The sequence below is a fragment of the Paenarthrobacter ureafaciens genome, from assembly GCF_004028095.1.
Classification (GTDB): domain Bacteria; phylum Actinomycetota; class Actinomycetes; order Actinomycetales; family Micrococcaceae; genus Arthrobacter; species Arthrobacter ureafaciens.
In genome coordinates, this window is record NZ_SBHM01000007.1 from 2297343 (window position 1) to 2324169 (window position 26827).

Annotated in this window: 21 protein-coding genes, 1 tRNA gene and 1 pseudogene; 16 read left to right on the forward strand and 7 right to left on the reverse strand. The window is 64.3% G+C overall.

Going from position 1 to position 26827, the window contains the following annotated elements; translation table 11 throughout:
- Positions 1 to 34: 34 nt before the first annotated feature.
- On the forward strand, positions 35 to 913 hold the full coding sequence (gene fdhD / locus AUR_RS15040; RefSeq protein ID WP_062095414.1) for a formate dehydrogenase accessory sulfurtransferase FdhD: 879 nt from the start codon (positions 35 to 37) through the stop codon (positions 911 to 913).
- A gap of 163 nt (positions 914 to 1076) precedes the next feature.
- Positions 1077 to 4148: an alpha-mannosidase gene (locus AUR_RS15045; protein ID WP_062095415.1), complete on the forward strand. Its 3072-nt coding sequence runs from the start codon at positions 1077 to 1079 to the stop codon at positions 4146 to 4148.
- 68 nt (positions 4149 to 4216) lie between these two features.
- On the opposite strand, the gene AUR_RS15050 is transcribed toward AUR_RS15045, so the two are convergent.
- The 3 genes and pseudogenes from AUR_RS15050 to AUR_RS20845 all read right to left on the reverse strand — a co-directional run.
- Positions 4217 to 5260 carry a hypothetical protein gene (locus tag AUR_RS15050; RefSeq protein WP_021473648.1) on the reverse strand — a complete coding sequence of 348 codons (1044 nt, stop codon included), beginning with the start codon at positions 5258 to 5260 and terminating at the stop codon, positions 4217 to 4219.
- Positions 5257 to 6171: a hypothetical protein gene (locus tag AUR_RS15055; RefSeq protein ID WP_052474344.1), complete on the reverse strand. Its 915-nt coding sequence runs from the start codon at positions 6169 to 6171 to the stop codon at positions 5257 to 5259. The genes AUR_RS15050 and AUR_RS15055 overlap by 4 nt, the downstream gene beginning before the upstream one ends.
- 207 nt (positions 6172 to 6378) lie before the next feature.
- Positions 6379 to 6672: pseudogene (locus AUR_RS20845) on the reverse strand (hypothetical protein); the annotation flags it as partial.
- 204 nt (positions 6673 to 6876) lie between these two features.
- On the opposite strand from AUR_RS20845, the gene AUR_RS15065 reads away from it, so the two are divergent.
- The gene (locus tag AUR_RS15065) at positions 6877 to 8538 is read left to right on the forward strand and encodes an ABC-F family ATP-binding cassette domain-containing protein (RefSeq protein ID WP_062095421.1); all 1662 of its coding nucleotides are present in this window, start codon (positions 6877 to 6879) and stop codon (positions 8536 to 8538) included.
- 2 nt (positions 8539 to 8540) lie between these two features.
- Positions 8541 to 10442 (forward strand): ABC transporter ATP-binding protein, encoded by a 1902-nt coding sequence (locus AUR_RS15070; protein ID WP_062095423.1) that lies wholly within the window; start codon positions 8541 to 8543, stop codon positions 10440 to 10442.
- A gap of 57 nt (positions 10443 to 10499) precedes the next feature.
- Here the strand turns inward: AUR_RS15070 and AUR_RS15075 are convergent, their stop codons facing one another.
- The 3 genes from AUR_RS15075 to AUR_RS15085 form a co-directional block, all read right to left on the reverse strand.
- A complete protein-coding gene (locus AUR_RS15075; RefSeq protein WP_021473639.1) occupies positions 10500 to 10898 on the reverse strand; it encodes an NUDIX hydrolase in 399 nt (132 codons plus the stop codon).
- Positions 10895 to 11335 carry a DUF6314 family protein gene (locus AUR_RS15080; protein WP_062095424.1) on the reverse strand — a complete coding sequence of 147 codons (441 nt, stop codon included), beginning with the start codon at positions 11333 to 11335 and terminating at the stop codon, positions 10895 to 10897. Before AUR_RS15080 ends, AUR_RS15075 begins: the two co-directional genes overlap by 4 nt.
- Before the next feature lies 1 nt (position 11336).
- Positions 11337 to 11409 (reverse strand) — tRNA-Arg (locus AUR_RS15085).
- A gap of 106 nt (positions 11410 to 11515) precedes the next feature.
- Between AUR_RS15085 and AUR_RS15090 the strand changes: the two genes are divergently transcribed.
- The gene (locus AUR_RS15090; RefSeq protein WP_021473637.1) at positions 11516 to 12292 is read left to right on the forward strand and encodes a DUF998 domain-containing protein; all 777 of its coding nucleotides are present in this window, start codon (positions 11516 to 11518) and stop codon (positions 12290 to 12292) included.
- Positions 12293 to 12549: 257 nt separating this feature from the next.
- The gene (locus AUR_RS15095) at positions 12550 to 13338 is read left to right on the forward strand and encodes a DUF998 domain-containing protein (protein WP_062095427.1); all 789 of its coding nucleotides are present in this window, start codon (positions 12550 to 12552) and stop codon (positions 13336 to 13338) included.
- On the opposite strand, the gene AUR_RS15100 is transcribed toward AUR_RS15095, so the two are convergent.
- Positions 13307 to 14014: a hypothetical protein gene (locus AUR_RS15100; protein ID WP_021473635.1), complete on the reverse strand. Its 708-nt coding sequence runs from the start codon at positions 14012 to 14014 to the stop codon at positions 13307 to 13309. The genes AUR_RS15095 and AUR_RS15100 overlap by 32 nt on opposite strands.
- Before the next feature lie 33 nt (positions 14015 to 14047).
- Here AUR_RS15100 and AUR_RS15105 point away from each other — a divergent pair, with 33 nt between their 5' ends.
- The 10 genes from AUR_RS15105 to AUR_RS15150 all read left to right on the forward strand — a co-directional run bounded on the left by AUR_RS15105 (position 14048) and on the right by AUR_RS15150 (position 26795).
- The gene (locus AUR_RS15105) at positions 14048 to 14893 is read left to right on the forward strand and encodes an inositol monophosphatase family protein (protein ID WP_021473634.1); all 846 of its coding nucleotides are present in this window, start codon (positions 14048 to 14050) and stop codon (positions 14891 to 14893) included.
- A gap of 88 nt (positions 14894 to 14981) precedes the next feature.
- Positions 14982 to 17513, forward strand: coding sequence for a DNA helicase PcrA (gene pcrA / locus AUR_RS15110; protein ID WP_062095429.1), 2532 nt, complete (start codon positions 14982 to 14984; stop codon positions 17511 to 17513).
- A gap of 22 nt (positions 17514 to 17535) precedes the next feature.
- Positions 17536 to 18225: a hypothetical protein gene (locus tag AUR_RS15115; protein ID WP_082694428.1), complete on the forward strand. Its 690-nt coding sequence runs from the start codon at positions 17536 to 17538 to the stop codon at positions 18223 to 18225.
- Between the two features lie 259 nt (positions 18226 to 18484).
- Complete coding sequence (sucC, locus tag AUR_RS15120; RefSeq protein WP_021473631.1) at positions 18485 to 19654, forward strand: ADP-forming succinate--CoA ligase subunit beta; 1170 nt, start codon at positions 18485 to 18487, stop codon at positions 19652 to 19654.
- A gap of 12 nt (positions 19655 to 19666) precedes the next feature.
- Complete coding sequence (gene sucD / locus AUR_RS15125) at positions 19667 to 20569, forward strand: succinate--CoA ligase subunit alpha (protein WP_021473630.1); 903 nt, start codon at positions 19667 to 19669, stop codon at positions 20567 to 20569.
- 165 nt (positions 20570 to 20734) lie between these two features.
- Positions 20735 to 21139 carry a tautomerase family protein gene (locus AUR_RS15130; RefSeq protein WP_062095433.1) on the forward strand — a complete coding sequence of 135 codons (405 nt, stop codon included), beginning with the start codon at positions 20735 to 20737 and terminating at the stop codon, positions 21137 to 21139.
- Positions 21140 to 21300: 161 nt separating this feature from the next.
- Positions 21301 to 22308, forward strand: coding sequence for a 5-dehydro-2-deoxygluconokinase (iolC, locus tag AUR_RS15135; RefSeq protein WP_062095435.1), 1008 nt, complete (start codon positions 21301 to 21303; stop codon positions 22306 to 22308).
- Positions 22305 to 23267 (forward strand): Cgl0159 family (beta/alpha)8-fold protein, encoded by a 963-nt coding sequence (locus AUR_RS15140; RefSeq protein ID WP_062095436.1) that lies wholly within the window; start codon positions 22305 to 22307, stop codon positions 23265 to 23267. The genes iolC and AUR_RS15140 overlap by 4 nt, the downstream gene beginning before the upstream one ends.
- Before the next feature lie 39 nt (positions 23268 to 23306).
- Complete coding sequence (iolD, locus tag AUR_RS15145) at positions 23307 to 25235, forward strand: 3D-(3,5/4)-trihydroxycyclohexane-1,2-dione acylhydrolase (decyclizing) (RefSeq protein WP_062095438.1); 1929 nt, start codon at positions 23307 to 23309, stop codon at positions 25233 to 25235.
- Between the two features lie 45 nt (positions 25236 to 25280).
- The gene (locus AUR_RS15150) at positions 25281 to 26795 is read left to right on the forward strand and encodes a CoA-acylating methylmalonate-semialdehyde dehydrogenase (RefSeq protein WP_062095440.1); all 1515 of its coding nucleotides are present in this window, start codon (positions 25281 to 25283) and stop codon (positions 26793 to 26795) included.
- Positions 26796 to 26827 lie beyond the last annotated feature (32 nt).

Consider the following 26827-nt stretch of genomic DNA (forward strand, 5'->3'; position numbering starts at 1 on the left):
ATGGACACATGAACCAGGAGAAGGGAGCCTGATCATGGGACGCGTTACCCAACGCCGCAAGATCCATAAGTTCGTCCTGGACGGCTCACCACAAGCGCTGGAACACCCGGTCCGCTTCAAGGAAGACGTCCTCGCAGTGGAGGAACCACTGGAGATCCGGCTGGGGGAGATGTCCTTCGCGGTGACCATGCGGACGCCGGGGGACGACTTCGACCTCGTTGCCGGCTTCCTTGTCTCCGAAGGCATCATCTCCGAACCCGGCCAGCTGGTCTCCGAGCGGTTCTGCGCGGGGGAGGACGAGGACGGAGTACAGACCTTCAACGTGGTGGACGCCCAACTGCGTCCCGACGTCGAACGCCCCGCAACGGGCCGCAACGTGTACACCTCAAGCTCGTGCGGAATATGTGGAACGGATTCGATAGAGGCCGTCCGCAAGTCTTCCCGGCACAGCCCCAAGGAGGACCCGCTCACGGTTCCCGTCCGCGTGCTCGCTGACCTCCCGGACAAGCTCCGCGAGGCACAGGCCGTCTTCTCCAAGACGGGAGGGGTGCATGCTGCCGGCCTCTTCAAGATCCACGACGACGGCACCAGCGAACTGCTCTGCCTGCGCGAAGATGTGGGGAGGCATAACGCGGTGGACAAAGTTGTGGGATGGGCGTTGCGCTCGGGGCGGCTGCCCTTGACCGGCACGGTGCTGCAGGTTTCCGGGAGGGCGTCGTTCGAGCTGGTCCAGAAGGCTGCAATGGCCGGGATTCCGGTGCTCTCCGCAGTCAGCGCACCCTCAAGCCTCGCTGCCGAACTCGCCGAGGAATCCGGCATCACCCTGGTGGGTTTCAGCCGGGGCCACAGCCTTAATGCCTACGCCGGCCGTTGGCGCATCCGGGAAGAGGGCCTTGCCCCTTCCGTTGCCTAGCTGGAGCCGGTTCCAGTTGTCCGACACTTGGCTATCAGCTGGGAACGACGTAGATTTTATCCATCGAATGGAATCATGGTTGCCCGCGCCGGCCCTCGCCACGAAGGCCCGGATGCCAGCCAACCACTCCTGCCGCCCGGCTGATTTTCTAAAGAGGTTTTAATTGCACGACGACCGCAGGATCACCGAACAACGTCTGGACAGGTTTGTGCGTGAGCGTCTGCTCCCGGCCATCTACGGCCGTTCGATCCCGCTTGAACTGAGCAGCTGGGAAGCCCGCGGCGAGCCCGTGCCCGCCGCGGAAGCCCTTCGGCAGGTCTTCACGCCCCAAGAGCACGGTGCGGCATGGGGCAGGGCCTGGAGCACAAAGTGGCTGCGGCTGCAGGGGGAAGTTCCGGAGGCGTGGGGCTCGGCAGAGAACACGGCCGTGGAAATCATCGTGGATTTGGGCTTCAACAGCGACGTTCCCGGCTTCCAGTGCGAGGGCACCGCATGGCGCGCGGACGGAAGCATCATCAAGGCAATCTCGCCACGCAACTACCACGTCCCGTTGAAGCTCATTGGCAGCGGTCTGTCCGTGGATTTCTACGTAGAGGCCGCAGCGAATCCCGACGTCGCGCAGGGCTGGTCCTTCGCGCCAACGCCCTTGGGGGACAAGGCGACGTCCGGAGATGAACCGCGGTACCGCTTGGGCCGCATAGCCATCGCGGAGCTGAACGAAACCGTCTGGGAGCTCAACCAGGACGTCTGGACACTGAGCGGGCTGATGCACGAGCTCCCCATGGAGATGCCCCGGCGCCACGAGATCCTGAGGGCGTTGGAACGGATGCTCGACGTCATGGATCCGGACGATGTGGCCGGAACAGCTGCTGCGGGGCGGGAAGCCTTGGCGGAGGTGTTGGCCCGGCCTGCCTACGCGTCCGCCCATGAGCTGCTTGCCACCGGGCATGCCCACATCGATTCCGCGTGGCTATGGCCTGTCCGAGAAACCATCCGCAAATGCGCGCGGACCTTCTCCAACGTCGTGGCGCTGATGGACGACAACCCGGACTTCGTCTTTTCCTGTTCATCGGCCCAGCAGATGGCGTGGATGAAGGAGTTCTATCCCGAGCTCTTCGTCCGCATCCGCGAGAAAGTGCAGGCGGGCCAGTTCGTGCCCGTCGGCGGCATGTGGGTGGAATCGGATACCAACATGCCCGGCGGGGAAGCCATGGCGCGCCAGTTCGTGGAGGGCAAGAGCTTTTTCCTGCGGGAGTTCAACGTGGAATGCCAGGAGGCCTGGCTGCCGGATTCCTTCGGCTACTCCGGTGCCCTTCCGCAGATCGTCAAGTCTGCCGGTTCCCGCTGGTTCCTGACCCAGAAGATCTCCTGGAACAAAGTCAACCGGATGCCGCACCACACTTTTGCGTGGGAAGGAATCGACGGGACGCGGCTGTTCACGCACTTCCCCCCGGTGGACACCTACAACGCCGAACTTCATGCGAGGGAACTTGCCCACGCCGAACGCAATTTCCGGGAGCACGGCCGGGCAACCATGTCCCTGGTGCCGTTCGGTTACGGCGACGGCGGAGGCGGACCCACCCGCGAAATGGTCGCGGCGGCGCGCCGCACTGCGGATCTGGAAGGTTCTCCCAAGGTCCGGCTGGGCACCGCCAAGGACTTCTTCGTCAAGGCCGAGGCCGAGTACCCGCAACTGCCGGTGTGGGTGGGCGAGATGTACCTTGAGATGCACCGGGGAACCTACACCAGCCAGGCCAAGACCAAGCAGGGCAACAGGCACAGCGAGCACCTCCTGCGCGAAGCGGAACTGTGGTGCACCACCGCGGCCGTCCGCCTGGGCGAGGCCTACGAGTATCCTGCCGGTGAACTCAAGAGGCTTTGGCAGCTTGTCCTCCTTCAGCAGTTCCATGACATCCTCCCCGGCAGCTCCATTGCCTGGGTCCACCAGGACGCCGAACGCAACTATCTGGCGATCGCCCGCGACCTCGAGGCAATCATCGTTCAAGCTGCCCAGGCCCTCCTCGGCCCGGGCGACACGGAGTTCCTGCTCAACGCGGCACCCCACAGGAGGCTCGGAGTGCCGGCATTGGGCGCATCGGAGCCCGGCAGCTCGCGGACGGGCTCATTGGACGGCGTTGTGCAGGCGAGCGAAGAGGCGGGCGGATACGTCCTGGACAACGGCATCATCCGTGCCGTGCTTGACGATCGCGGGCTGCTGACTTCCCTGGTGGACCACGCCAGCGGCCGGGACGCCATCGCCCCAGGGCACGCAGGAAACCTGCTGGAACTCTTCAGGGACACGCCCAACGAGTGGGACGCCTGGGACATTGAGGAGTTCTACCGGCGCAACGTCACGCCACTGACCGAAGCGGAAACCATCGGCCTCGAGCGCACGGCTGCATCCGCCGTCGTGGTGGTCAAGCGGACCGTTGGCGCCTCCACCATTACGCAGCGCCTCACGCTCGCCGCGGGGGCGGAGTCCTTGGGCATCAGCACGATTGTTGATTGGCAGGAGCGCGAGAAGATGCTCAAGATCGCCTTCCCGCTGGACGTGCGCGCGGACCAGTCCGCGTCGGAGACCCAGTTCGGACATGTCTTCCGGCCCACCCACACCAACACCTCCTGGGACGCCGCAAAGTTCGAGATCTGCGCGCACCGCTGGATCCACGTCGGCGAACCGGGCTATGGCGTTGCCGTCAGCAACGGGTCCAGCTACGGCCACGACGTCACGCGCGCAATCCGGGAAGACGGCGGGACCACGACGACGGTCCGTACCTCGCTGCTGCGCTCGGCCCGGTTCCCGGACCCTGAGGCGGACCGTGGCGAGCACGTGCTGGAGCTGTCCATCCGGCCCGGTGCGGACATCGCCGACGCGGTCGAAGAGGGTTACAGGACCAACCTCAAGCCACGCTTGATGCGGGGCGGGAACCCGGTTGAGCCGTTGGTTTCGGTGTCCAATCCCGGGATTGTGGTGGAGGCCTTGAAGCTCGCTGAAGACGGCAGCGGAGACGTGGTTGTGCGCCTCTACGAATCCCTGGGCCAGAGGTCCACGGGGACAGTGACGGCGAACTTCCCGGCCCGGACGGTGGTGGCTACCGACCTGCTGGAGCGTACGGTGGGGGCGACGGGCGTGGCCTCCAGGAGTGCAGGCGCGGGCGGTGCAGATCCGGGTACTGCCGTGGCCGGGCTCGTCCTTCGACCGTTCCAGCTGGTGACCCTGCGCTTCGGCAAGTAGCCTGCGCTTCGGCAACCAGCCTGGCGCGTCAGCAACCAGCCTGGCGCGTCAGCAACCCGGAGCGGCGCCTACTCCACCAGTTCGGCGTCGATGACGTCCTTCACCAGCTGCACGCGCAGGGGAATCACGGCTTCGTAGTACTTGACGTCCTCTGTGACGTTCTTGGTGAAGACCTCATCCACGAGGTCCGGCATGCCCTTGACCCCGTCAAGGTAGCGCTCCGCCGCGAAGTCGAACTCCGACCGGTTGGCGCGAATCTTGCTGTTGAGCTCCCGGGCGTCGTCGGCGATCTTCAGCACTTCGTCGGCGGGGGCGTTGCGGGCTTCGGCGTCGGCCAGTTTCTTCACGAAGTCATCCTTGATCCGGACGAACTCTTCGTAGCTCTCCTCGGACTTCGCCGTCGCCTCTGCATGCTTCTCCAGGCCCGCCACCCTCTTGTCGAAGGTGCGGGCGAACTCCTCGTAGGCGACGTTCCCTGACTGCCTCAGTTCATTTGCCGCTTCCCGGCATGGGGCTGCCGCTTTAGCCAGCAATTGCTGGCGCTCCCGGAGGTTGGTGGCCTTGTTGCCGACAAACAAGCCGTTGCATCCTGCGGCATCATCCGCGCGGAAAAGGCCCTCGAAACGGGGATAGGACTCCACGAGGCCCTCCATGTAATCGAAGTAGCCCAGATGGGACTCTTCAAGCTGCTGCACCGCTGTGTTGACGGCTTCACTGGAGTCGAGCCCGGCCTTCACGGACTGCAACGACGTGCGTGCCGCCTCTGCGGCCTGCCGGAAGTCATCCAGCTCCTTTTTGCTGTCCTGCACGGCCTGGTCTTTGGAAGCCGGTGCGTTCCGTGCCTTCTTGTACGCCGCCAGGTATGCGTTAACGGCGGGCTGCAGTTTGTCGCGGGCCGCGGCCAGGTCATTAAGGCGTTGGTCCTTAACTTCCAGCAGGGTGTCCTTGCGCTGCTGGGCGGCGGATTGCGTCAAGGCCACGGCAGTCCCGGCGGCGGCCACGAGCAAGGCGATGACGAGGCCGATGATGAGGACGGCGCGATTCCGTTTCCGGGGGCCCGGCTTGGTGGTTTGTTCGGGAGCCGGCTCTGCAGGAGGGTACTGGTTGCTCATGACTGGTCCCCGTCTCCGGATGCTGCCTCAAACTGCTCCAGCCGGCTCTTCAAGACTTTCTCCAATTCCTGGTTGGCCGCGTTCGCATCAGCAACCACCTTGGTGGATTTCTCCTTCACTGCGGCCTCGTATTCGGTCCGTGCCTTGTTCAGGGGCTCGTTGATTCCCAACATGGCCGCAGCCGCCAGTGTTCGCTTGGCGATGCGCACCAGGTCCTCGTCGGCGTCCAGGACTTCCTGTTGCTTGTCCCGCTGGCCCTTGATGACGCCTTCAACGGCTGTCAGTAGCTTGTTGGTCTCTGCATCAGTGCCGTCTTTTGCCTCCGCGATGGCTTTCAAGCACGCATCGGCAACTTTGACGTATTCCGCAGAGTAGTTTTCGCTTTGCAGGTTAAGTTCGGTGTGGAGCGGCCCGCACGGCCCGCCCACCGACCGCGTAATGCTGGCGGTGTTGATGATGCGTTGGTCGTTGTAGGCAACCACCGCACCATACTTCTCCTTGAACTTTCCAAAAGCGTCGGAAACGGCAGGGTCCTGCAGGGCGGGGGATTCAGCCATCCGGTCCAGCTTGGCCATGTTGGCCGCTGATTCCCGTTGGAGCAGGTCAGCCTCGCGTTTGAGGACGGCGTCCTGCTCTTCCAGGGCATCTCCCTTGGAGACGTTGGTGTACCGCGCAGTGAATTCCTGAACCAAGGGATCATAAAGGTTCATGGAGTTGTCCACGATCGACCGTTCCTTGTCGAAACGGACTACATCGGCGCGCTGGACGTCTGCGGGGCGTGAAAAGTACCACCACGCCCCGATTCCCAAGGCCGCGGCGACCAAAGCCACGACCACAACGATGATGACGTTCCGCCGCCCTTTTCCGCGAGCCTGTTCGGTGCCATCACCCAAAGCTTGGCTATCACTCAAAGCTTGTTCCCCCAATTTTCATGCGCTCAATAGAGTCTAGACGTCGTGCTGCAGCCTCTTGACGAAAAGCTTGGTCCGTTCCTGGGTTGGTGAACTCAATACTTCGGCCGCCGGTCCGCGTTCAACCACCACTCCGCCGTCCATGAAAATGACTTCGTCCGCCACATGCCGGGCGAAAGCCAGTTCGTGGGTGACGATCACCATGGTCACGGCACGCAGAAGGTCGATCGTGGCGATCTGGCTGACCAGCTCCGCGGGCGTGGGAGGCACCGGATCTCCGTGCAGGACCGCGTAGAGGTCGAAGGTCGCCAGCTCCTGGACCGGATTGAGGCCGTAAGCCCGGCTGATGCTCACCAGCGTTGACTCGGCCACCTTTCCCCGGACCAGCTGCTGGGCAAGAGTGGTGCGTTTGATGCCGGACACCCTGCAGACATCAGCCGTGCTGGCGTCGGGCGCAACGTTGTGCAGCCAGCGCTGGAACGCCTTGGACTGTAAGGGCATGAAAGACTTTCTACGGGTCTGTAAGGGTGGTTCCAGCCATGCACTGAAGATTGCCGGAAGTGGGAGTACGAATCGATTTTACGCGGACACCACATTGAATTATGCTTGTTTCTTGAACCCGCTGGTCCGTACACCCCCCAAGTCCGGACCGGCGGGTTTTTCCATGCCTGCCCACCGACGGCAGGCCGCGAGAGGATTTAGCGAATGACTGCAACGTTGGTTGCCAAGGACCTGTCCGGCGGCCACGGCCACCGCACGCTCTTTTCCAAGCTGTCACTCACCGTTGCTCCCGGCGACGTCGTGGGCGTGGTGGGCGCCAACGGTGCCGGAAAGTCCACGCTGCTGCGCCTCCTGTCCGGAGTGGACCAGCCCCAGGGCGGCAAGGTCAGCCTTGCCCCGGCTGACGCTTTTGTGGGCTGGTTGCCGCAGGAACACGAGCGCACCGAAGGCGAAACGATCGCCGCCTACATCGCCCGCCGGACCGGTTGTGCGCGGGCAACAGCGGACATGGAAACCACGGCCGAGGCTCTGGGTTCCGGGGCGACCGGTGCCGATGATGCCTACTCGGTTGCCTTCGACCGTTGGATGGCATCCGGCGCTGCCGACCTTGAAGAAAGAATCCCTGCCGTCCTTGCGGACCTCGGCCTGGAAGTGGGCTCCGAGGCCGTCATGACGGGACTCTCCGGAGGGCAGGCTGCACGCGTTGCGCTCGCCGCCCTCTTGCTGAGCCGCTTCGACGTCGTCCTGTTGGACGAACCCACGAATGACCTCGACCTTGACGGACTCGCCCGGCTGGAGGCGTTCGTCCAGGGCCTGCGTGGCGGCGTCGTGCTGGTGTCCCATGACCGCGAGTTCCTGGCCCGCTGTGTCACCACAATCGTGGAGCTGGACCTCGCGCAGAACTCCGTGTCCGTTTACGACGGGGGATACGAGGCTTTCCTGGAAGAACGGGCCATTGCCAAGCGCCATGCCCGGGAACGGTATGAGGAGTACGCCTCCACCAAGGCAGACCTCGTGGCGCGGGCACGCACGCAGCGTGAGTGGAGCTCCCAAGGCGTCCGGAACGCGATGAAGAAGAACCCGGACAACGACAAGATCCGCAGGGCAGCCAGTACGGAATCCTCGGAGAAGCAGGCGCAGAAAGTCCGCCAGATGGAGTCGCGGATTGCCCGGCTCACGGAAGTGGAAGAGCCGCGCAAGGAGTGGCAATTGCAGTTCAGCATTGGCCAGGCGCCGCGTTCCAGCGCCGTCGTGGCCACCTTGCGGGACGCCGTCGTACGTCAGGGCGACTTCACGCTGGGGCCGGTGAACCTGCAACTCAACGGCGGCGAACGGATCGGCATCACAGGCCCCAACGGGGCCGGCAAGTCCACGCTGCTGCGGTTGCTGCTGGGGACGCGCGTTCCCGACGACGGCGATGCTTCCATGGGTGCCTCCGTCGCGGTGGGCGAGATTGACCAGGCCCGCGGGCTGCTCGACGGCGACAAGAAGCTGGGCGACGCTGTTGAAGCGGTGCTCGTGGACTGGAACAGCGCCGACGTCCGAACGCTCCTTGCCAAGTTCGGCCTCAAGGCGGACCACACGTCCCGCACTGTCGACTCCCTGTCTCCGGGAGAGCGGACGCGCGCGGGACTGGCCCTGCTGCAGGCCCGCGGCGTGAACCTGTTGGTGCTCGACGAGCCCACCAACCACCTCGACCTGCCCGCGATCGAACAGCTTGAGGAAGCGTTGGAGAGTTACGATGGCGCTTTGCTGCTGGTCACGCACGACCGACGCTTGCTGGAGAACGTCCGGCTCGACTCCCGATGGCACCTGGATAACGGCCGCGTCCAGGAGCTGCACCACACACCAGGCCAGGAGAAGTAACCATGAGCATGGATGGCGTTGCCTGGAGCTCGCTGCATAAACTGACCCGCGCCCAAAGCGGCTCGCAGCCGTTCTCGAAGGAAACCCTGAAACGGGTCATGGCCTTCGCCGCGCCGCACAAGGGCAAGCTCATCGGGTTCGTCCTTGCCTCGATCGCGGGCGCCGTGCTGGCCGTCGCCACACCTGTCCTCGCCGGGCAAGTAGTGGACGCCATCATCGGCAACGCCGGCGCCGGCACGGTGATCTGGCTTGCTGTCCTGATCGCCCTGGTTGCAGTGGGTGAAGCGGGCGTTGGGCTCGTGACCCGCTGGTTGTCCTCCACCATCGGCGAGGGCGTCATCGTGGACCTTCGCACCCGCGTGTTCGACCATGTCCAGCGAATGCCCATCGCGTTCTTCACCCGGACCCGCACCGGCGCGCTGGTGAGCCGCCTCAACAATGACGTGATCGGCGCACAGTCCGCGTTCGCCGGCACGCTGTCCGGCGTCGTCAGCAACGTGGTGGCGCTTGTCCTGACGCTCGCGGTCATGCTCAACACCTCGTGGCTGGTCACCGTGCTTGCCATGATCCTGTTGCCGATCTTCCTCATTCCCGCCCGGCGCATGGGCTCCAGGCTGGCCGATCTCCGGCGCGAGGCTGCTGCCCACAACGCGGCCATGGGCACCCAGATGACCGAGCGGTTCTCAGCCCCCGGCGCTACGTTGGTAAAGCTTTTCGGACGCCCGGATGAGGAATCACGCGAGTTCGCTGCCCGTGCCGGCCGCGTGCGGGACATCGGCATCCGCACAGCGATGCTGCAGTTCACCTTCGTCACGGCGCTGACCCTGGTGTCCGCCCTCGCTTTGGCACTGGTTTACGGGCTGGGCGGTTGGTTGGCCATCGGCGGCCAGTTGGCGGCGGGCGACGTCGTGGTCCTCGCCCTGTTGCTGACCCGCCTCTACGCACCGCTCACCTCGCTGTCCAATGCCCGCGTGGAGATCATGAGTGCGTTGGTCAGCTTTGAGCGCGTGTTTGAAATCCTGGACTTGAAGCCGCTCATCACGGAAAAGCCCGACGCCGTCACCGTTCCGCCGGGACCCGTGGCCATTGAGTTCGACGACGTCCGCTTCGCCTACCCCTCCGCGGAAAAGGTCTCCCTGGCCTCCCTTGAGGACGTGGCCACCCTCGATACCCGCGGCGGGGAAGAAGTCCTTCACGGCATCAGCTTCCGCGTCGAGCCCGGGGAGACGGTGGCGCTGGTGGGATCGTCAGGCGCCGGCAAGTCAACCATCGCCCAGCTGCTCTCCCGCCTCTACGACGTCGACTCCGGTGCAGTACGGCTTGGCGGCACAGAAGCCCGGGACGGCGTGGACGTGCGCGATGTGCGCTTCGATTCGCTGCGGGACACCTTGGGAATGGTCACGCAGGACGGCCACTTGTTCCACGAAACCATTGCTTCCAACCTCCGTCTGGCACGGCCGGACGCCACGGAAGAGGACATGTGGGACGTGCTTCGCCGGGCGCGCCTGGAAGGCATGATCCGTTCCCTTCCCGATGGCCTGGAAACTGTGGTGGGGGAGCGCGGGTACCGGCTCTCCGGTGGCGAAAGGCAACGCCTCACCATCGCCCGGCTCCTGATCAAGCAGCCGCGCGTCGTCATCCTCGACGAGGCAACAGCCGCACTCGACTCCACCAATGAAGCCGCCGTGCAAGCGGCCTTGGGAGAAGCGCTCGAGGGGCGCACCGCCGTCGTGATTGCCCATCGCTTGTCCACCATCCGCGCCGCGGATGCGATCCTGGTGGTTGAGGACGGCCGGATTGTGGAGCGGGGCACGCACACGGAGTTGCTTGCGGCGGACGGACGCTATGCGGAGCTCTACCGGACGCAGTTCGCCGAAGCTACGGCCGTGGCCCGCGAGTTCTAGCCCAACTGACTGGCATTAGGGGTTGCTCTGAGCCCTCAGAACAACCCCTATTGCCAGTTACTTCGGGGATTCGAGGGCAGGGAGGACGTGGTCCGTGAGCAGCGGTGCGAGGTCCTCCGGCCAAGGCTCCGTCACATCGAGCCAACGGATCTCAGCGATCTCCGCCGACGGGTGCGCCTCCCAGATGCCAGGCGCCGTGAAGACCGTGGCCTCGATGGTGGTGGCTTCCTCATTGGCGGCCACGGCATGCCAAACGCCCAATGGCTCGAGGTCCGCGGGCGCCACATCGATGCCGACTTCCTCCAGCAGCTCCCGCGACGCCGCCTCCGCGGCGTTCTCGCCGGCCTCGGGCTTCCCGCCGGGGTGCATGAATTTCCCGGTGCCGCGCTTGCGAACGGTCAGGAGTTGGCCGGCCCGGTTGTAGACACAGACGGCACTGACCACGATCACGTTCATTGCGCTCTCTCCAAGTGCGATTCCAGCAGCAGGTCCTTGGCCGGGCCGTGGACGTCCCACGTGAAGCTGAAGGAATCCGGTCCTTGCCAGGAATAGCGGACGTGATAGTCGTCGGGGTCGCACCAGTGCTTGTCCGTGGCCAGGCCGGAGAAGCTCATCACATGGAAAGGACGGCCATCAGGGAAGAACACGTCCAGGGTGCGCCGGTCGGCGCCGGGTTTCAGGACATACTCACGGAAAGCGGGGCCTGTGTGCGTGGGCCAGTGCATGGTTCCGTCTTCGCGGTAGTCCAGTCCGCCGTCGGGGTTCCTGATGTAACGCACGACGCCGGTAAAGGTTCCGCGGGTGCCGGTGGCGCGGTCCAGAAGGGTTCGTTCCACGGACCATTCGCCGGCCAGGTAGGCCAGCAAGTCCTCCGGCGGCTGATGGTCCTTCAAGTGCCCTCGATTGGAATCGAACCAACGACACCGGCTTTAGGAGAGCCGTGCTCTATCCACTGAGCTACGAGGGCATGTTTCCTGGTCCTGGATTCCTCCGCGGAGGGGTCCAAGGCCCGGACACGACTACAAGCATACAAGCTGCCGGGGCAGTGCCCGAACACCGCTAGGCTGGCGGACATGAAAGGACAAGCGACTGCGCCGGAAGTGGCCGGAACTTTCCTTCCGAACGTTCGGAGCATCCGGGCAGGGATCGGTGGCTGGGCGCAACTGAGTGTTGTCCAGTACTTCGTGGCAGAGGCCGCTGTGATCGAGGCGTGGGCGGGCCCGGAGCCCTACAGCCGTGCCACCGGATTCATCAGCGACCTCGGTGCCGTGTCCTGCGGGGTCTACGAGGACCGCGACGTTTGTTCACCCCTGCATCTCCTCATGAACGTGTCCTTTGTTGTGCAGGGGCTGGCCTTGGTGTTGGGTGCGTTGTTCCTAACGGCGGGCCTGCTGTGCGTTGCCGCCCGACCGGGGGTTCCTGCCCGGCGCTTCCACACCAATTCCGTGCGGGTGTTGGCCAAGCCGTGGATCCTTGCCGTGGCTATCCGGATCCTTACGGGTGTTGCCGGCGTGGGGACGATCATCGTGGGCCTGGTTCCCGAGGACTACGGCTCGCCCTGGCATCTGGCCGGCGCGCTCATGTTCTTCATCGGCGGCGGGTTTGCGTTGCTGCTGCTTGGCTTCCTCTGGGTGAAGCAAACGCCGGTGAGCTGGTTCCTTGCCGCTTGCGGTGTTGTGTGCGTCGGGGCCCTGGTTGTTGGCGGAGTGACTGCCATGGATGTGCCCCAGCCGGGTTTGCTGGAGCGGTTCATGGCGTACCCGGTGACCGTCGGGTTGGCTGCGGCGGGCCTGGTGATCGCGCAACGCGTGCATCGGGAGCGGCGTTTCCGTGCCCTGCAGGCCCGGTAGGGGTGCTCGCAGGTCCGGTTGGGGCGGGCCGGGCGGGAACGGTAGCGGCACAGGTCCGGAACGGGTGCCTCCGGGTGGGGCGCACCCTTTTCCGCCGTGCGCGCCCGTACGAATAGGGGCGTCGGGTGGGGACAGCAGCGCCACAGGTCCGGAACGGGCGCGCCGGGCGGGAACGGCAGCGGCACAGGTCCAGAAACGGGCGTGAACCATGCTCACAAGGGCTGCGTCGTGCACGGCCCGGGTCTATCCTTGGCGCTATGACGACGGCGGCTGGTCCGCGGGGCGGTGAACGGGGGCTTTTGCCGGACCTCGCAGGGCGACGCGAGCTTGTTGGAGGTTGGGCGGCGATCACGCTCATCCATTACTTCGTGGTGGAAGCGATTGCGATGGCTGCGTGGCGTGGCAACCCTGGCTACGACCGGCGCGAACACGTCATCAGCGACCTAGGGGCAGCACACTGCGGCCCGTTCAACGGCTACGAGGTCTGTTCGCCCCTGAATTGGCTGATGAACGCCTCGTTCGTGCTTCAAGGAGTGGCCATGGTGCTGGGAGCAGTGTTGCTGAGTTCGGCCGTATTGTCCGTGGCAGCGGAGCACGGGCAGCGAGCCATCACGCCAGCCATGGCAGGCAGGTCCGCCGAGGCTTTTCCTTGGATCGCGGCGTGGGCGGTGCGTGCATTGGTCCTCGTTGCCGGGATCGGACAGGCCATGGTGGGCCTGGTTCCTGAGGACACGGACCTTGCGCTGCATCTGACCGGCGCCGGCATGTACTTCATTGCCGGACCGCTGGCCCTGGTGGTCCTGGGCCTGGTGTGGCGGGGGCACACGCAGATATCTTGGATGGTCCTGTTATTCGGAGTGGTGTCCCTTGGAACCACGATCTACGTCCTGGCAGTCCAGTTGCGGGTGGAAGAGGCCGGCGCAATCGAACGCACCATGGCGTACCCCATCATCCTGGGCTTGTCATTGGTGGGCCTGGTGGTGGCCCGCCGTGTCACCAAGGAACGCAGGGCAGTCAGGACTTTGGGGCGTCCGGCCCTCCAGTAGCGCCCGCCCCTCCGGTAACCTTCGGCCCTTTAGTGGCGTCCGGCCTTTCGGCAGCGGCAGCAGAATCCTTCCGCCCAAGGAACACCGCAGCCACACCACACAGCAAGCTGAGAAGGAACAGCACCCACGACGCAACTGTGACCGCCGACGCCACGGCCACCGAACCGGCGTCGGGCGCTTCCGCGGCCAATACCGAATCGATGGCGACGTTCGACCACAAGTGCGCCACGGCAAAAAGCAGGGGAGCCGCCCACATGGCCCACCGCCATGCTTTGCGGGCAACGTTGGTGCCGATGAGCAAGAGCCAGCTGAAACCGAAAATCAGCGGAAACAGGGTCCCGGCGGTCTTATGCACGTAGTTCAACTGTCCGCGGGCGTCCTCGTCCATGGCCGCGTGCAGTTGGGCGATGTAGTCCTGCGAGAAGCCGCCGATGAGCGAGTCGGGCATGGCCAGGCCACCGGACAACTGGGTCATCTGGTTCAGGGTGAGCAGGTGCAGGTACCAGAACAGGAAAAGGCTGGCCACCACGCCGGCGATGACAATCAGTTTCGAGTTGCTCTGCGCCTTCTGGGGAGTCCGGGCGGTGGTGGGATTAATGACGGGCGGCAACGAGTGTTCCGGAACCACTGCCTTTGCTCCGTGTTTCTTGATGCGCTGCGCTGGGGTCTTGGCCATGTGATTCATTATCCCGCCACATAAGCTGGAACCATGACCATCGGCAGGCACACAGCAACTGAACTCGATCCATCCCTCGACGATTACCAACTGGCCAGCGCTTTGGTCCGCGAGGCAGGCCAGCTCGCGCTCCTGATGCGGATGGGCGGCCTGCAGGGCGAACGCAAGACTTCGGTGTCCGACGTCGTCACGGCAGCCGACCGGGCCGCTGAAGCCTACGTGCTGGAACAGTTGCGCCGCTGCCGGCCGGATGACGGAATCCTTGGCGAGGAGGGCGCATCGGTAGCCGGGACCAGTGGCCGGACGTGGGTGATCGATCCCGTGGATGGCACGTACAACTTCCTGCACGGCTCCACTTACTGGTGCTCCGCCATAGCCCTCAAACGGAACGATTCGGACCACGGGGGCAATGCCGTGGCGGATCCTTCCGTGATCCTCGGCGCCATCTACCAGCCCGAAACGGACAAGCTCTGGCTCGGCGGCGAAGAACGCGCAGCAACCCTTAACGGCGAAGCGATCTCCGGTTCGGGTGATACCTCAGTGAGCCAACTGTGCGCGGCGACGTACATCCATCCGACCTGGCTCGCCGACCCCCGGACCGCCATGCCGTGGCATGCAGCCGCCATCACCGCAGCATCCCTGCGGATGTTCGGTTCAGGATCCTGTGACCTTGGCCGCGTCGCCGACGGTGAACTCGGGTGCTGGTTCCAACACAGCTGCCCCGAATGGGACTGGCTTCCGGGCAAGGCGATTGTCCGGGCTGCCGGCGGGGACACCGCGGTGGTGCAGGTCAACGGGCTGAATTGGTTCGTGGCGGGAGGCTCGACGGCGGTCAGGGAGTTGAGCGCGGCTCTTACTTCAGTGCCGCAGTTCGCTTAGTTCGCCTGGCTTTCAGTGGCCCGGTCCCGTCCACGGACCGGGCCCGGGCCAAGGAGTGTCAGACCCACCGCCTAGACTGGTAGGCACCATGGATATGTTGTTTGACCCCTACGCAGACGGACCCTTCAACGCAGGCCCCCGGGCCGCAGTCAAGGCTGCGCCGGAGCTTTCCCGCCCCGGTGGTGGTGCGGGAGGCGCCCGGGTGGGAACGGACAACAGCGGCCCGGGGGAGGCCCCCGGCTCGGGCGGCTGGGGTCATCACGACGGCGGGATGCCGACCGCCGATGCGCTTCTCCAGGGGTTGAACCCGCAGCAGGAAGAAGCCGTGAGGCATGCCGGCAGCCCCCTGCTGATCGTGGCAGGTGCCGGCTCCGGCAAGACCCGCGTCCTCAGCAACCGCATTGCCTACTTGATCGCCACCAAGCGGGCGCATCATGGCGAGATCCTGGCTATCACCTTCACCAACAAGGCCGCCGCGGAGATGCGCGAACGTATCGAAGCCTTGGTGGGCGGCCGGGCCAAGGCCATGTGGATTTCCACCTTCCACTCCTCCTGTGTCCGCATTTTGCGGCGTGAGGCGGCCAACGTCGGGCTGCACTCCAACTTCTCTATCTACGATTCCGCGGACTCCCTGCGGCTCATCACGCTCGTGGCCAAGAACCTGGACCTGGATCCCAAGAAGTTCCCGCCCAAGGCAATCCAGCACAAGCTTTCGGCGTTGAAGAACGAGCTGGTGGACGATGATTCCTTCGCGTCCTCGGCCAACTACAACGATCCTTTCGAAACTGCGGTCGCCGAGGTCTTCAAGGGCTACACGCAACGTTTGCGGCAGGCAAACGCCATGGACTTCGATGACCTTATTGCCCAGACCGTTTACATGTTCCGGGCATTCCCGGCGCTCGCGGAGTCGTACAGGCGGCGCTTCCGGCACGTCCTGGTGGATGAATACCAGGACACCAACCACGCCCAGTACGCCTTGGTGCGGGAGATCGTGGGTCTGGGCACTGACACGGATGTGGCCCCCAGTGAACTGACGGTGGTGGGCGATTCCGACCAATCCATCTATGCCTTCCGTGGCGCGGACATCCGCAACATCGTGGAGTTCGAACACGATTACCCGAATGCGCGGACCATCAAGCTGGAGCAGAACTACCGCTCCACCCAGAACATCCTCAGCGCAGCCAACGCGGTGATCTCCCGGAACCCCAACCGGCAGGAAAAGCGGCTGTGGACGGCCGAGGGCGACGGCGAGAAAATCATTGGCTACGTCGGTGAAAACGAACACGACGAAGCCCAGTTCATCGCCAAGGAGATCGACCGGCTGCAGGACGAGGAAGGGCTGCGTCCGGGCGATGTGGCCATCTTCTACCGCACCAACGCGCAGTCCCGGTCCATCGAAGATGTGTTGGTTCGCGTGGGCTTACCGTACAAGGTTGTGGGCGGCACCCGGTTCTACGAACGCAAGGAAATCAAGGACGCCCTGGCTTACTTGCGTGTTCTGGTGAACCCGGACGACGACGTCAACTTGCGCCGCGTGTTGAACGAACCCAAGCGCGGGATCGGAGACCGCGCGGAGGGTGCCATTGCCGCCCTCGCAGAGCGTGACCGGACTTCCTTTATGGACGCTGCCCGCCGGGCGGACCAGGCACCGGGAATGGCCACGCGTTCGGTGAACGCAGTGTTGGGCTTCGTGAAACTCCTGGATGACCTCGCCGAGGTTGCTACGGGTTCGGGAGCGTCGGCTGCGTTGGAAGCCGTCCTTGAACAAACCGGCTATCTTGCGGGACTCCGTGCCAGCAACGATCCCCAGGACGAGTCCCGCGTAGAGAACCTCGCCGAACTTGTTGCGGTTGTCCGGGAATACGAACGGGACAACCCGGAAGGGACGCTGGGTGAGTTCCTGGAACAGGTTTCACTTGTTGCCGACGCCGACCAGATCCCGGACGCCCCCGGCGCCGACATCGATGCCGCTGTTGCCGAGGCGAAACGCTTGGGCGTTGTCACGCTCATGACGCTGCACACTGCAAAGGGCCTGGAGTTCCCCGTGGTGTTCCTGACCGGCATGGAGCACGGAATCTTCCCGCACCAGCGCTCGGCCACGGACCCGAAGGAACTCGCCGAGGAACGCCGCTTGGCTTACGTAGGCCTCACGCGTGCCCGTCAGCGGCTGTATGTCACCCGCTCCGAGGTCCGCAGCATGTGGGGCCAGAGCCAGTACAACCCGGCCAGCCAGTTCCTGCAGGAAATTCCTTCGGAGTTGGTGGACTGGAAGCGTGAAGGAACCAGCCGCCAGGTGGGAGGGTGGGGCAACGCGCCCATCGGGTCCAAGCAATACGGCGGGTCTTTCTGGGGTGCGGGAGGCTCGCGCGGCGCTTCCGCCAGCCCAACGGCGGGTTTCGACGCCGACGTTCCGGCCGCCGTCGCACGCACCCGAGTGCAGCCGCAAAAGGAAGTCATTTCCGTGGCCGTGGGGGACAAGGTCAACCACACCAGCTTCGGCAACGGCGTGGTGCTGGGCGTCGAAGGCGCCGGGGACAAGACCGTGGCGAAGGTGAAGTTCGACGTCGGCGAGAAGCGGCTGCTTCTGCGTTACGCGCCGCTGACCAAGCTTGATGCGTGACACCCACGGCATAATTGGTCGCATGCGACGGACTGTATTGGGGATCCTTGCCGCCTTGCTCCTGCTGAGCAGCACGGCGTGTTCCTTCTCCACCAAGGATCCCAACTACGTTCCGCCGGAGCCTTTGCCTCCCTTGGAGCAGTTGAAGCAGGTCCCGGTCACGGAGCAGACCTCCCTGGCTGCAGGCAATGACGTCACGGCCTTTGTGACGCCGGACCGCAACATCGTCTGTGCCATGACGTCGGCCAGGGGCGGCCACCTCAACGTGCCCTACGAGCCGAACAGCTACTCGGACTCGGCCAACAACAAGTTTGCCGTGGTTCCGGTGGTCCATTGCGAGCTGGCGGCGTACCCCAAGCCCGAGGTGGATGACGTCGCCGATGACTGTGGCGGCACCGGCCTGGGGTACCTCGGCGGCACGGTCTTGTTGACTCCGGACAGTGCCGTGTACGGCTCGTGTCGCTCCGGCGTAACACAGATGGAGGCGGAGTTCGGGCCCAAAGGCAGCAAGGACGGACCCGTCTCGCAGCTTCGGGAGTTGAGCGAAGGGCAGAACATTGAGCGCAACGGCCTGCGTTGTTCGGCCTACAACAGCGGGGTTGCCTGCGGAAACGTTTCCGGCGGGGTGGCGTTCTTCGTCAGCCGTGAGGGCTACCAGCTGGTTTCCGACGGCGGCAAGACGGTCCGCGGGAGCCTCAAGAAACTTTCCTGAACACCGCCGGGGCTTCCGGAGGGCCAAAAATCCCCGTTATCACGGGGATTTTCTACGTTCCATAGAAGTGTAAGCTTACTCACTTAACCGGTAGTGTGGGAGGGGCGGGACTCCTCAAAGGGCTAAAGTTCCGAGAGGACCTTACGCAATGTGACCGGACGTTGATTCGGATTTTCGCTGCGTACTTTCCGCAGCTGGCTTCGCGTCATCGCGGTTCCGGCTGGACAGAAACTACTTCGACGTAGAAGGACACTAAACCGTGGACCTGTTTGAATATCAGGCGCGCGATATGTTCGAAGCGCACGGTGTACCCGTGCTCGCCGGCATCGTGGCGCACACTCCTGAAGAAGCGAAGGCAGCTGCTGAGAAGATCGGTGGCGTTACTGTCGTCAAGGCACAGGTTAAGGTCGGTGGCCGCGGCAAGGCTGGCGGCGTGAAGGTTGCCAAGTCCGCCGATGAGGCGCTTGAGCACGCAACCAACATCCTGGGCATGGACATCAAGGGCCACACCGTCAACAAGGTGATGATCGCCCAGGGTGCCGACATCGCCGAAGAATTCTACTTCTCGGTCCTCCTGGACCGTGCAAACCGCAACTACCTGGCCATGTGCTCGGTTGAGGGCGGCATGGAAATCGAGCAGCTCGCCGTCGAGCGTCCCGAAGCCCTGGCCAAGGTTGCCATTGATCCGGCAGTCGGCATCGATCAGGCCAAGGCCGACGAAATCGTTGCAGCCGCAGGCTTTGCCGAAGAACTCCGCGGCAAGGTTTCCGATGTGATCCTGAAGCTGTGGGACGTCTTCAAGAAGGAAGACGCCACCCTGGTCGAGGTGAACCCCTTGGTCCGCACGGGTGCAGGCGAGATCGTTGCCCTGGACGGCAAGGTCTCCCTGGACGAGAACGCAGATTTCCGCCACGTCCACCACGCTGAGCTGGAGGACAAGGAAGCAGCTGACCCGCTTGAGGCCAAGGCAAAGGCGCAGGACCTCAACTATGTGAAGCTGGACGGCGAAGTCGGCATCATCGGCAATGGTGCCGGTCTTGTGATGTCCACCCTCGACGTCGTTGCTTACGCCGGCGAGAACCACGGCAACGTGAAGCCCGCCAACTTCCTTGACATCGGTGGTGGAGCTTCCGCTGAGGTCATGGCCAACGGCCTTGACGTCATCTTGGGCGACTCCCAGGTCAAGAGCGTCTTCGTCAACGTCTTCGGTGGCATCACCGCTTGTGACGCAGTCGCCAAGGGCATTGTGGGCGCACTGGCAGAGCTCGGTTCTTCCGCGAACAAGCCGCTGGTTGTTCGCCTCGACGGCAACAACGTCGAAGAGGGCCGCCGCATCCTGACCGAGGCCAACCACCCGCTGGTTACCCTGGCCGCCACCATGGACGAGGGCGCCGACAAGGCCGCCGAGCTCGCCAACGCAGCTAAGTAAAGGGACGCGAGAATGTCTATCTACCTCAACAAAGACTCCAAGGTCATCGTTCAGGGCATCACGGGCGGCGAAGGCACCAAGCACACCGCACTGATGCTCAAGGCCGGCACCAACATTGTTGGCGGCGTCAACGCCCGCAAGGCCGGCACCACGGTCCTGCACGGCGACAAGGAAATCAACGTCTTCGGCACCGTCAAGGAAGCCATGGCTGAAACCGGCGCAGACGTGTCCATCGTCTTCGTTCCGCCGGCATTCACCAAGGACGCCGTTGTTGAAGCCATCGAAGCCGGCATCGGCCTGGTCGTGGTCATCACCGAAGGCGTTCCGGTTCAGGATTCTGCCGAGTTCTGGGCCCTCGCCCAGTCCAAGGTTGACGCCGACGGCAAGCAGATCACCCGCATCATCGGACCGAACTGCCCCGGCATCATCACCCCCGGTGAGGCATTGGTCGGTATCACCCCGGCCAACATCACCGGCAAGGGCCCCATCGGCCTGGTTTCCAAGTCCGGTACCTTGACCTACCAGATGATGTACGAACTCCGCGACCTCGGTTTCTCCACCGCGATCGGCATCGGCGGTGACCCGATCATCGGCACCACCCACATCGACGCCCTGGCTGCGTTCGAAGCCGACCCGGAGACCAAGGCGATCGTCATGATCGGTGAAATCGGTGGCGACGCTGAAGAGCGTGCAGCCGACTTCATCAAGGCCAACGTCACCAAGCCTGTTGTGGGCTACGTGGCAGGCTTCACGGCTCCCGAAGGCAAGACCATGGGCCACGCAGGCGCCATCGTCTCCGGTTCCGCCGGAACCGCACAGGCAAAGAAGGAAGCCCTTGAAGCAGCAGGCGTGAAGGTCGGCAAGACGCCGTCCGAGACCGCCAACCTCCTGCGCGAGGTTTACGCAGCGCTCTAGTCTTTACGGCTGACCCACGACGGCGGCCCGTCACCTTTCCAGCGAAAGGTGGCGGGCCGCCGTCGTGCTTTAAGCGAACCGCCGCGAACGACCGGCACCGGGGTGTACCCAAAGTTCCACATGTTTGTTAGTATGTCAGGACAAACTTCTGGAAAGGACACTTCCATGCCCTTGGTACGCATTGACGTCAACGAAGGCCGCACCCGCGAAGAGTTGGCAACCATCAGCCGCACCGTCCATGACGCCATCCTGGCCGAATATGGAATCCCCGAGCGCGACTACTTCCACATCCTCACCGAGCACCCGCAGGGTCAGATCGTCGCCCAGGACGCGGGTCTCGGTTTTGAGCGTAGTTCCGGGGTGGTCATGATCCAGATCTTCACCCAGGGCGGCCGCAGCCAAGATGCAAAGAGCGCCCTCTTTGCGGCGATTGCGAAGGGCTTGGGCGAGGTGGGGATAGCTGGTGAAGACGTCTTCGTGGGCTATGTGGAGAACACTGCAGGGGACTGGTCGTTCGGCTTTGGCCGCAGCCAGTATGTCACCGGTGAGTTGGCTGTGCCGGCCACATAATCGGGTCCCGTGTCACGTTGTAAATATGTCAGTACAAACCTTTGACAGGACATTAAATCTGGTGCAAAGTAGTCATGTGGCCCCGCTCACTGAGGGGTAGCAAGGCATTGGGGCCCAGCGCTCAAAGGTTCAGAGTTCCAAGAGAAAGGTCAACGAGTACCGTGACCCACGAACTGCTCACAATCGGGCGCATCAGCGTTGATATCTACCCGAACGACATTGGAGTCGGGCTGGAGGATGTAACCTCCTTCGGCAAGTACCTGGGAGGTTCGCCCTCCAACGTGGCCGTCGCTGCCGCCCGCCACGGCCGCCGCACCGGCGTGATCACCCGCACCGGCGATGATCCGTTCGGCAGCTTCCTGCACCGCGAACTGCGCAAGTTCGGCGTGGACGATTCCTTTGTCACGCCGGCGGCCGGGCAGACTCCTGCCACCTTCTGTGCCATCAAGCCGGCCACCGACGAATTCCCGCTGTACTTCTACGGCCGGTTCCCCACGGCCCCGGACCTGCAGATCAAGGCCCAAGAGCTGGACCTGGACGCAATCCGGGACGCCGGGATCTTCTGGTCCACCGTCACCGGCCTCTGCCAGGAGCCCTCCCGCAGCGCCCACATCGCGGCGCACGAGGCACGCCCCCGGACCGGCCTGAAAGAGGGCCAGTTCACCATCCTGGACCTCGACTACCGGCCAATGTTCTGGGCATCCGAAGAGGAAGCCCGCGCCGAGGTCGCCAAGATCCTCCCGCACGTGACGGTCGCGATCGGCAATGACAAGGAATGCGCCGTGGCCGTAGGGGAGGGAACTCCTGATGAGCAGGCGGACCGCCTCCTGGCCGCCGGCGTGGAGATCGCCGTCGTGAAGCTTGGCGCGGAAGGCGTCATGGCCAAGACCCGCACCGAGCGCGTGGTTTCCGCACCCGTGCCGGTGGAGACGGTCAACGGCTTGGGCGCCGGTGACTCCTTCGGGGGAGCCTTCTGCCACGGCTTGCTGTCAGGCTGGCCTCTGTCCGAGGTTCTGGACTACGCAAACGCTTCCGGTGCGATCGTCGCATCCCGCCTCTCTTGCGCGGATGCGATGCCGACGCCGGACGAGGTCACCTCGCTGCTGGCCGAACGCGGCCGGTCCATCCCCGGCGCATCCGCCGCACTTGCAGAAGGAGCCGTGCGTTGAGCCTCAACGATGACCCCCGCCGTTACGAACACCTGAGCCGGATCCGGCTGGAGGACCCGCAGGCCGTAGCCCGCGCAGCTGCCACCCGCCGTCGTCATTCCGGCCTGAAGCACGGCGTGCAGAACTTCATTGTTGCCGCCGACCACCCGGCCCGCGGCGCCCTCGCCGTCGGCAGCGATCCGATGGCCATGGCCGACCGCCGCGATCTTCTGGACCGTCTGCAGATCGCTTTGGCGAACCCGGCCGTTGACGGCATCCTGGCCTCGCCGGACATCATGGATGATCTGCTGCTGCTCGGCGCCCTCGAAGGCAAGCTCGTCTTCGGTTCCATGAACCGCGGCGGCCTTGCCGGCTTGGTGAATGAGTTCGATGACCGTTTCACGGGCCACACCGCCGCTGCCCTTGAGGCGCTCGGTGCCGATGGCGGCAAGATGCTGACCCGCATCTGCCTGGGCGATCCGGACACAGTGGCTACCTTGGAAGCTACGGCGAAGGCGATCGATTCCCTGGCCGAGCGGAAGCTGATCGCCATGGTGGAGCCGTTCCTGTCCGTGCGCGACGCCAACGGCAAGGTCCGCAACGATCTCCGCGCCGATGCCGTGATCAAGTCTGTCGGCATCGCCGAGGGCCTCGGTTCCACCAGCGCCTACACCTGGATGAAGCTGCCTGTGGTGGCCGGGATGGAACGCGTCATGGCCTCCACCACCCTGCCCACCGTGCTGCTCGGCGGTGACCCCGACGGCAGCCCTGATGAAGTCTTCGCGTCGTGGCAGGCCGCGCTGGCGTTGCCCGGCGTGCAGGGCCTCACCGTCGGGCGGACGCTTCTGTACCCGCACGACGGCGATGTGGCAGGTGCCGTCGCGACGGCCGCCTCGCTGCTGAACAACACTGCGCCCGCGGCACGTGACGCCGCAGGGCTCACCTCGTCAGACCGTATCCCCGTGAAAGTATCGGAGTAACTCGCCATGCGGACCATAACCGGAACAGCAACCCGTCGGATGACCGTGGCGCAGGCCGTGGTCGAGTTCCTGTCCAAGCAGTACACCGTTGATTCGGTGGGTGGCGTGGACTTCCGTGAGCGCCTGATTCCGGGCACCTTCGGCATTTTCGGGCACGGCAACGTTGCCGGTGTGGGCCAGGCTTTGAAGCAGTATCAGGCCGCTGACCCGTCCATCATGCCGTACTACCAGGGCAGGAACGAGCAGGCCCAGGTCCACCAGGCTGTGGGTTATGCCCGGCATACGCGCCGCCGCCAGACGTTCGCGATCAGTACCTCGATCGGTCCGGGGTCCTCCAACCTGCTCACCGGTGCAGCCCTGGCTACGACCAACCGGCTGCCGGTGTTGCTGCTTCCGTCTGATACGTTCGCGACCCGTGCCGCTGACCCGGTGCTGCAGCAGCTCGAGCTGCCATACGCGTACGACATCACGGTCAATGATGCGTTCCGGCCGTTGTCGAAGTTCTTTGACCGGGTGAACCGTCCGGAGCAGTTGTTCTCCGCGTTCCACCACGGCCTGCGGGTACTGACTGACCCGGCCGAGACCGGTGCGGTGACTATTTCGTTGCCGCAGGATGTCCAGGCCGAGGCGTTTGATGTTCCCGAAGAATTCCTGGCCGAGCGGGAGTGGCGCATCCGCCGTCCCGAAGCCGAGGATGATGACATTCGCCGCGCCGTGGAAGCGATCCGTGCAGCGAAGCGTCCGCTGATCATTGCCGGCGGCGGTGTTCTCTACGCGTACGCCAATGAGGAACTGGCGAAGTTCGCGGAGCTGACCGGTATTCCGGTGGGCAACACGCAGGCCGGTGTCGGCGTGCTCCCGTGGGATCACAAGCATTCCCTTGGCGCGATCGGTTCCACGGGAACGACGGCGGCGAATGCCATCGCTGCCGAAGCGGACCTGATCATCGGTATCGGCACCCGCTACGAGGACTTCACTACCGCGTCCCGCACGGCGTTCCAGAACCCGGACGTGAAGTTCGTGAATATCAACGTCGCCGCGATCGACGCGTACAAGCACGGCACGCACCTGCCCATCGTGGCCGATGCCCGCAAGGCGCTCGTGAAGCTGAACCAGGCCCTGGGTGGCTACCGCGTGGGCGCTGACCTGGAGCAGAAGGTCGCCGCCGAAAAGAAGCGCTGGGACGCGACCGTGGATGAAGCGTTCGAGACACGCTTCACGCCGTTGCCGGCTCAGAACGAAATCATCGGTGCCACGAACAAGGCCATGGACGCCCAGGACGTGGTGATCTGCGCAGCCGGGTCACTGCCCGGTGACCTGCACAAGATGTGGCGGGTCCGGGACCCGTTCGGGTACCACGTGGAATACGCGTACTCCTGCATGGGCTACGAGATCCCCGGTGGTTTGGGCGTCAAGCGTGCAGCGCTTGCCGAGGCAGCAGCAGGCGGCCCGGAGCGGGATGTGGTGGTCATGGTGGGGGACGGCTCCTACCTGATGATGCACACCGAACTGGTCACCGCCGTCGCCGAACGCATCAAACTGATCGTGGTGCTGATCCAGAACCACGGCTACGCCTCCATCGGCTCCCTTTCTGAGATGCTGGGTTCGCAGCGTTTCGGTACCCAGTACCGGGTGCTGGACAAGGAACAGCACTCCTTCGACGCCGGCGAGAACCTGCCCATCGACCTCGCCACGAACGCCGAATCCCTCGGCGCGAAGGTCATCCGGATCGAACCGGGCGAGAAGGTCATCGCCGAACTCGAACAAGCCATCCGCGACGCGAAGGCAGCCCCCGAGGAGACCGGCCCGATCGTGATCCACGTCGAATCCGACCCGCTCCTGGACGCCCCGTCCTCCGAGTCCTGGTGGGATGTGCCCGTCTCGCAGGTCTCCGAACTGGAATCCACGCAGCAGGCCTACAAGACCTACACCGACCACAAGAACCGCCAGCGCAAACTGCTCGGCTAGAACCCCAGACATCCGCCCCTAAAGCTAGAAGACGAGGAAGTCCGCATGTCGACGACGACCACCACTTTGACCACTATTAACCACTTCATCAACGGTGCTGAGTCCGCCGGTGAAGGTGACCGCACCCAGCCGGTGTACAACCCGGCCACGGGCCAGGTCACCGCCGAGCTGCGCCTGGCGAACGAGAATGACCTGAACACCACGGTCGCCGCAGCCCGGAAAGCGGCCGATTCCTGGGGTGATATTTCCCTGGCCAAGCGCACGGCGGTGCTGTTCAAGTTCCGTGAGCTCGTCGCAGCCCACGTGGACGAACTGGCAGAGTTGATCACGGCCGAGCACGGCAAGGTCCTCTCCGACGCCAAGGGCGAGATCGGCCGTGGCCTGGAAGTTATCGAGTTCGCCTGTGGCATCCCCTCGCTGCTCAAGGGTGACTACTCGGACCAGGTTTCCACGGGCATTGACGTGTTCTCCTTCCGTGAACCGTTGGGCGTGGTGGCCGGTATTACCCCGTTCAACTTCCCGGTGATGGTGCCGTTGTGGATGGCCCCAATGGCCATCGCGACCGGTAACGCGTTCATCCTCAAGCCCTCCGAACGGGACCCGTCCCCGTCGCTGCTGCTGGCCAAGCTGTGGCAGGAAGCGGGCCTGCCTGATGGTGTGTTCCAGGTCCTGCACGGCGGCAAGGAAACCGTTGATGGCCTGCTGACGCACCCGGACGTGGACGGTATCTCCTTCGTCGGGTCCACCCCGATCGCCCAGTACGTCCACGAAACCGCCACCAGGCACGGCAAGCGGGTCCAGGCACTTGGTGGGGCGAAGAACCACGCCATTGTGCTCCCGGACGCTGACCTGGACAACGCCGCGGACCACCTCGCCGCCGCCGCGTTCGGCTCGGCAGGGGAGCGGTGCATGGCGATCTCGGTGGCCGTCGCCGTCGGGGACGCCGCTGACCTGCTGGTGAAGAAGGTCCAAGAACGCGCCCTGGCCGTGAAGGTCAACAACGGCACCGAACCCGGCGCCGAAATGGGCCCGGTGATCACCCCGGCCTCGAAGGAACGGATCGTGAAGATCGTTACCGAAGCAGAAACCGCCGGTGCTGCGATGGTGGTGGACGGCCGGGACCTGGTCGTCCCGGGCCACGAAGACGGCTTCTGGGTGGGCCCGACCGTGATCGACCACGTCAAAACCGAAATGAGCGCCTACACCGAGGAGATCTTCGGCCCCGTCCTGGTGGTGGTCCGCGTGGACACCCTGGAGGACGGCATCAAGCTGATCAACTCCAACCCGTACGGCAACGGCACCGCGATCTTCACCTCCTCGGGAGCCGCGGCCCGGAAGTTCCAGCGCTCGGTCACCGTGGGCATGATCGGGATCAACGTGCCCCTGCCCGTCCCGGTGGCCTACCACTCCTTCGGCGGCTGGAAAGCCTCCCTGTTCGGCGACAAGCACATCTACGGCCCCGAAGGCGTCTCCTTCTACACCCGCGGCAAGGTCGTCACCTCCCGCTGGCCCGAAACCCACCACGCCTCCGGCGCCTCCTACAACTTCCCCTCCAACTAGCCCCCACCTCCGCTGCCCGGCACCAAAGCCGG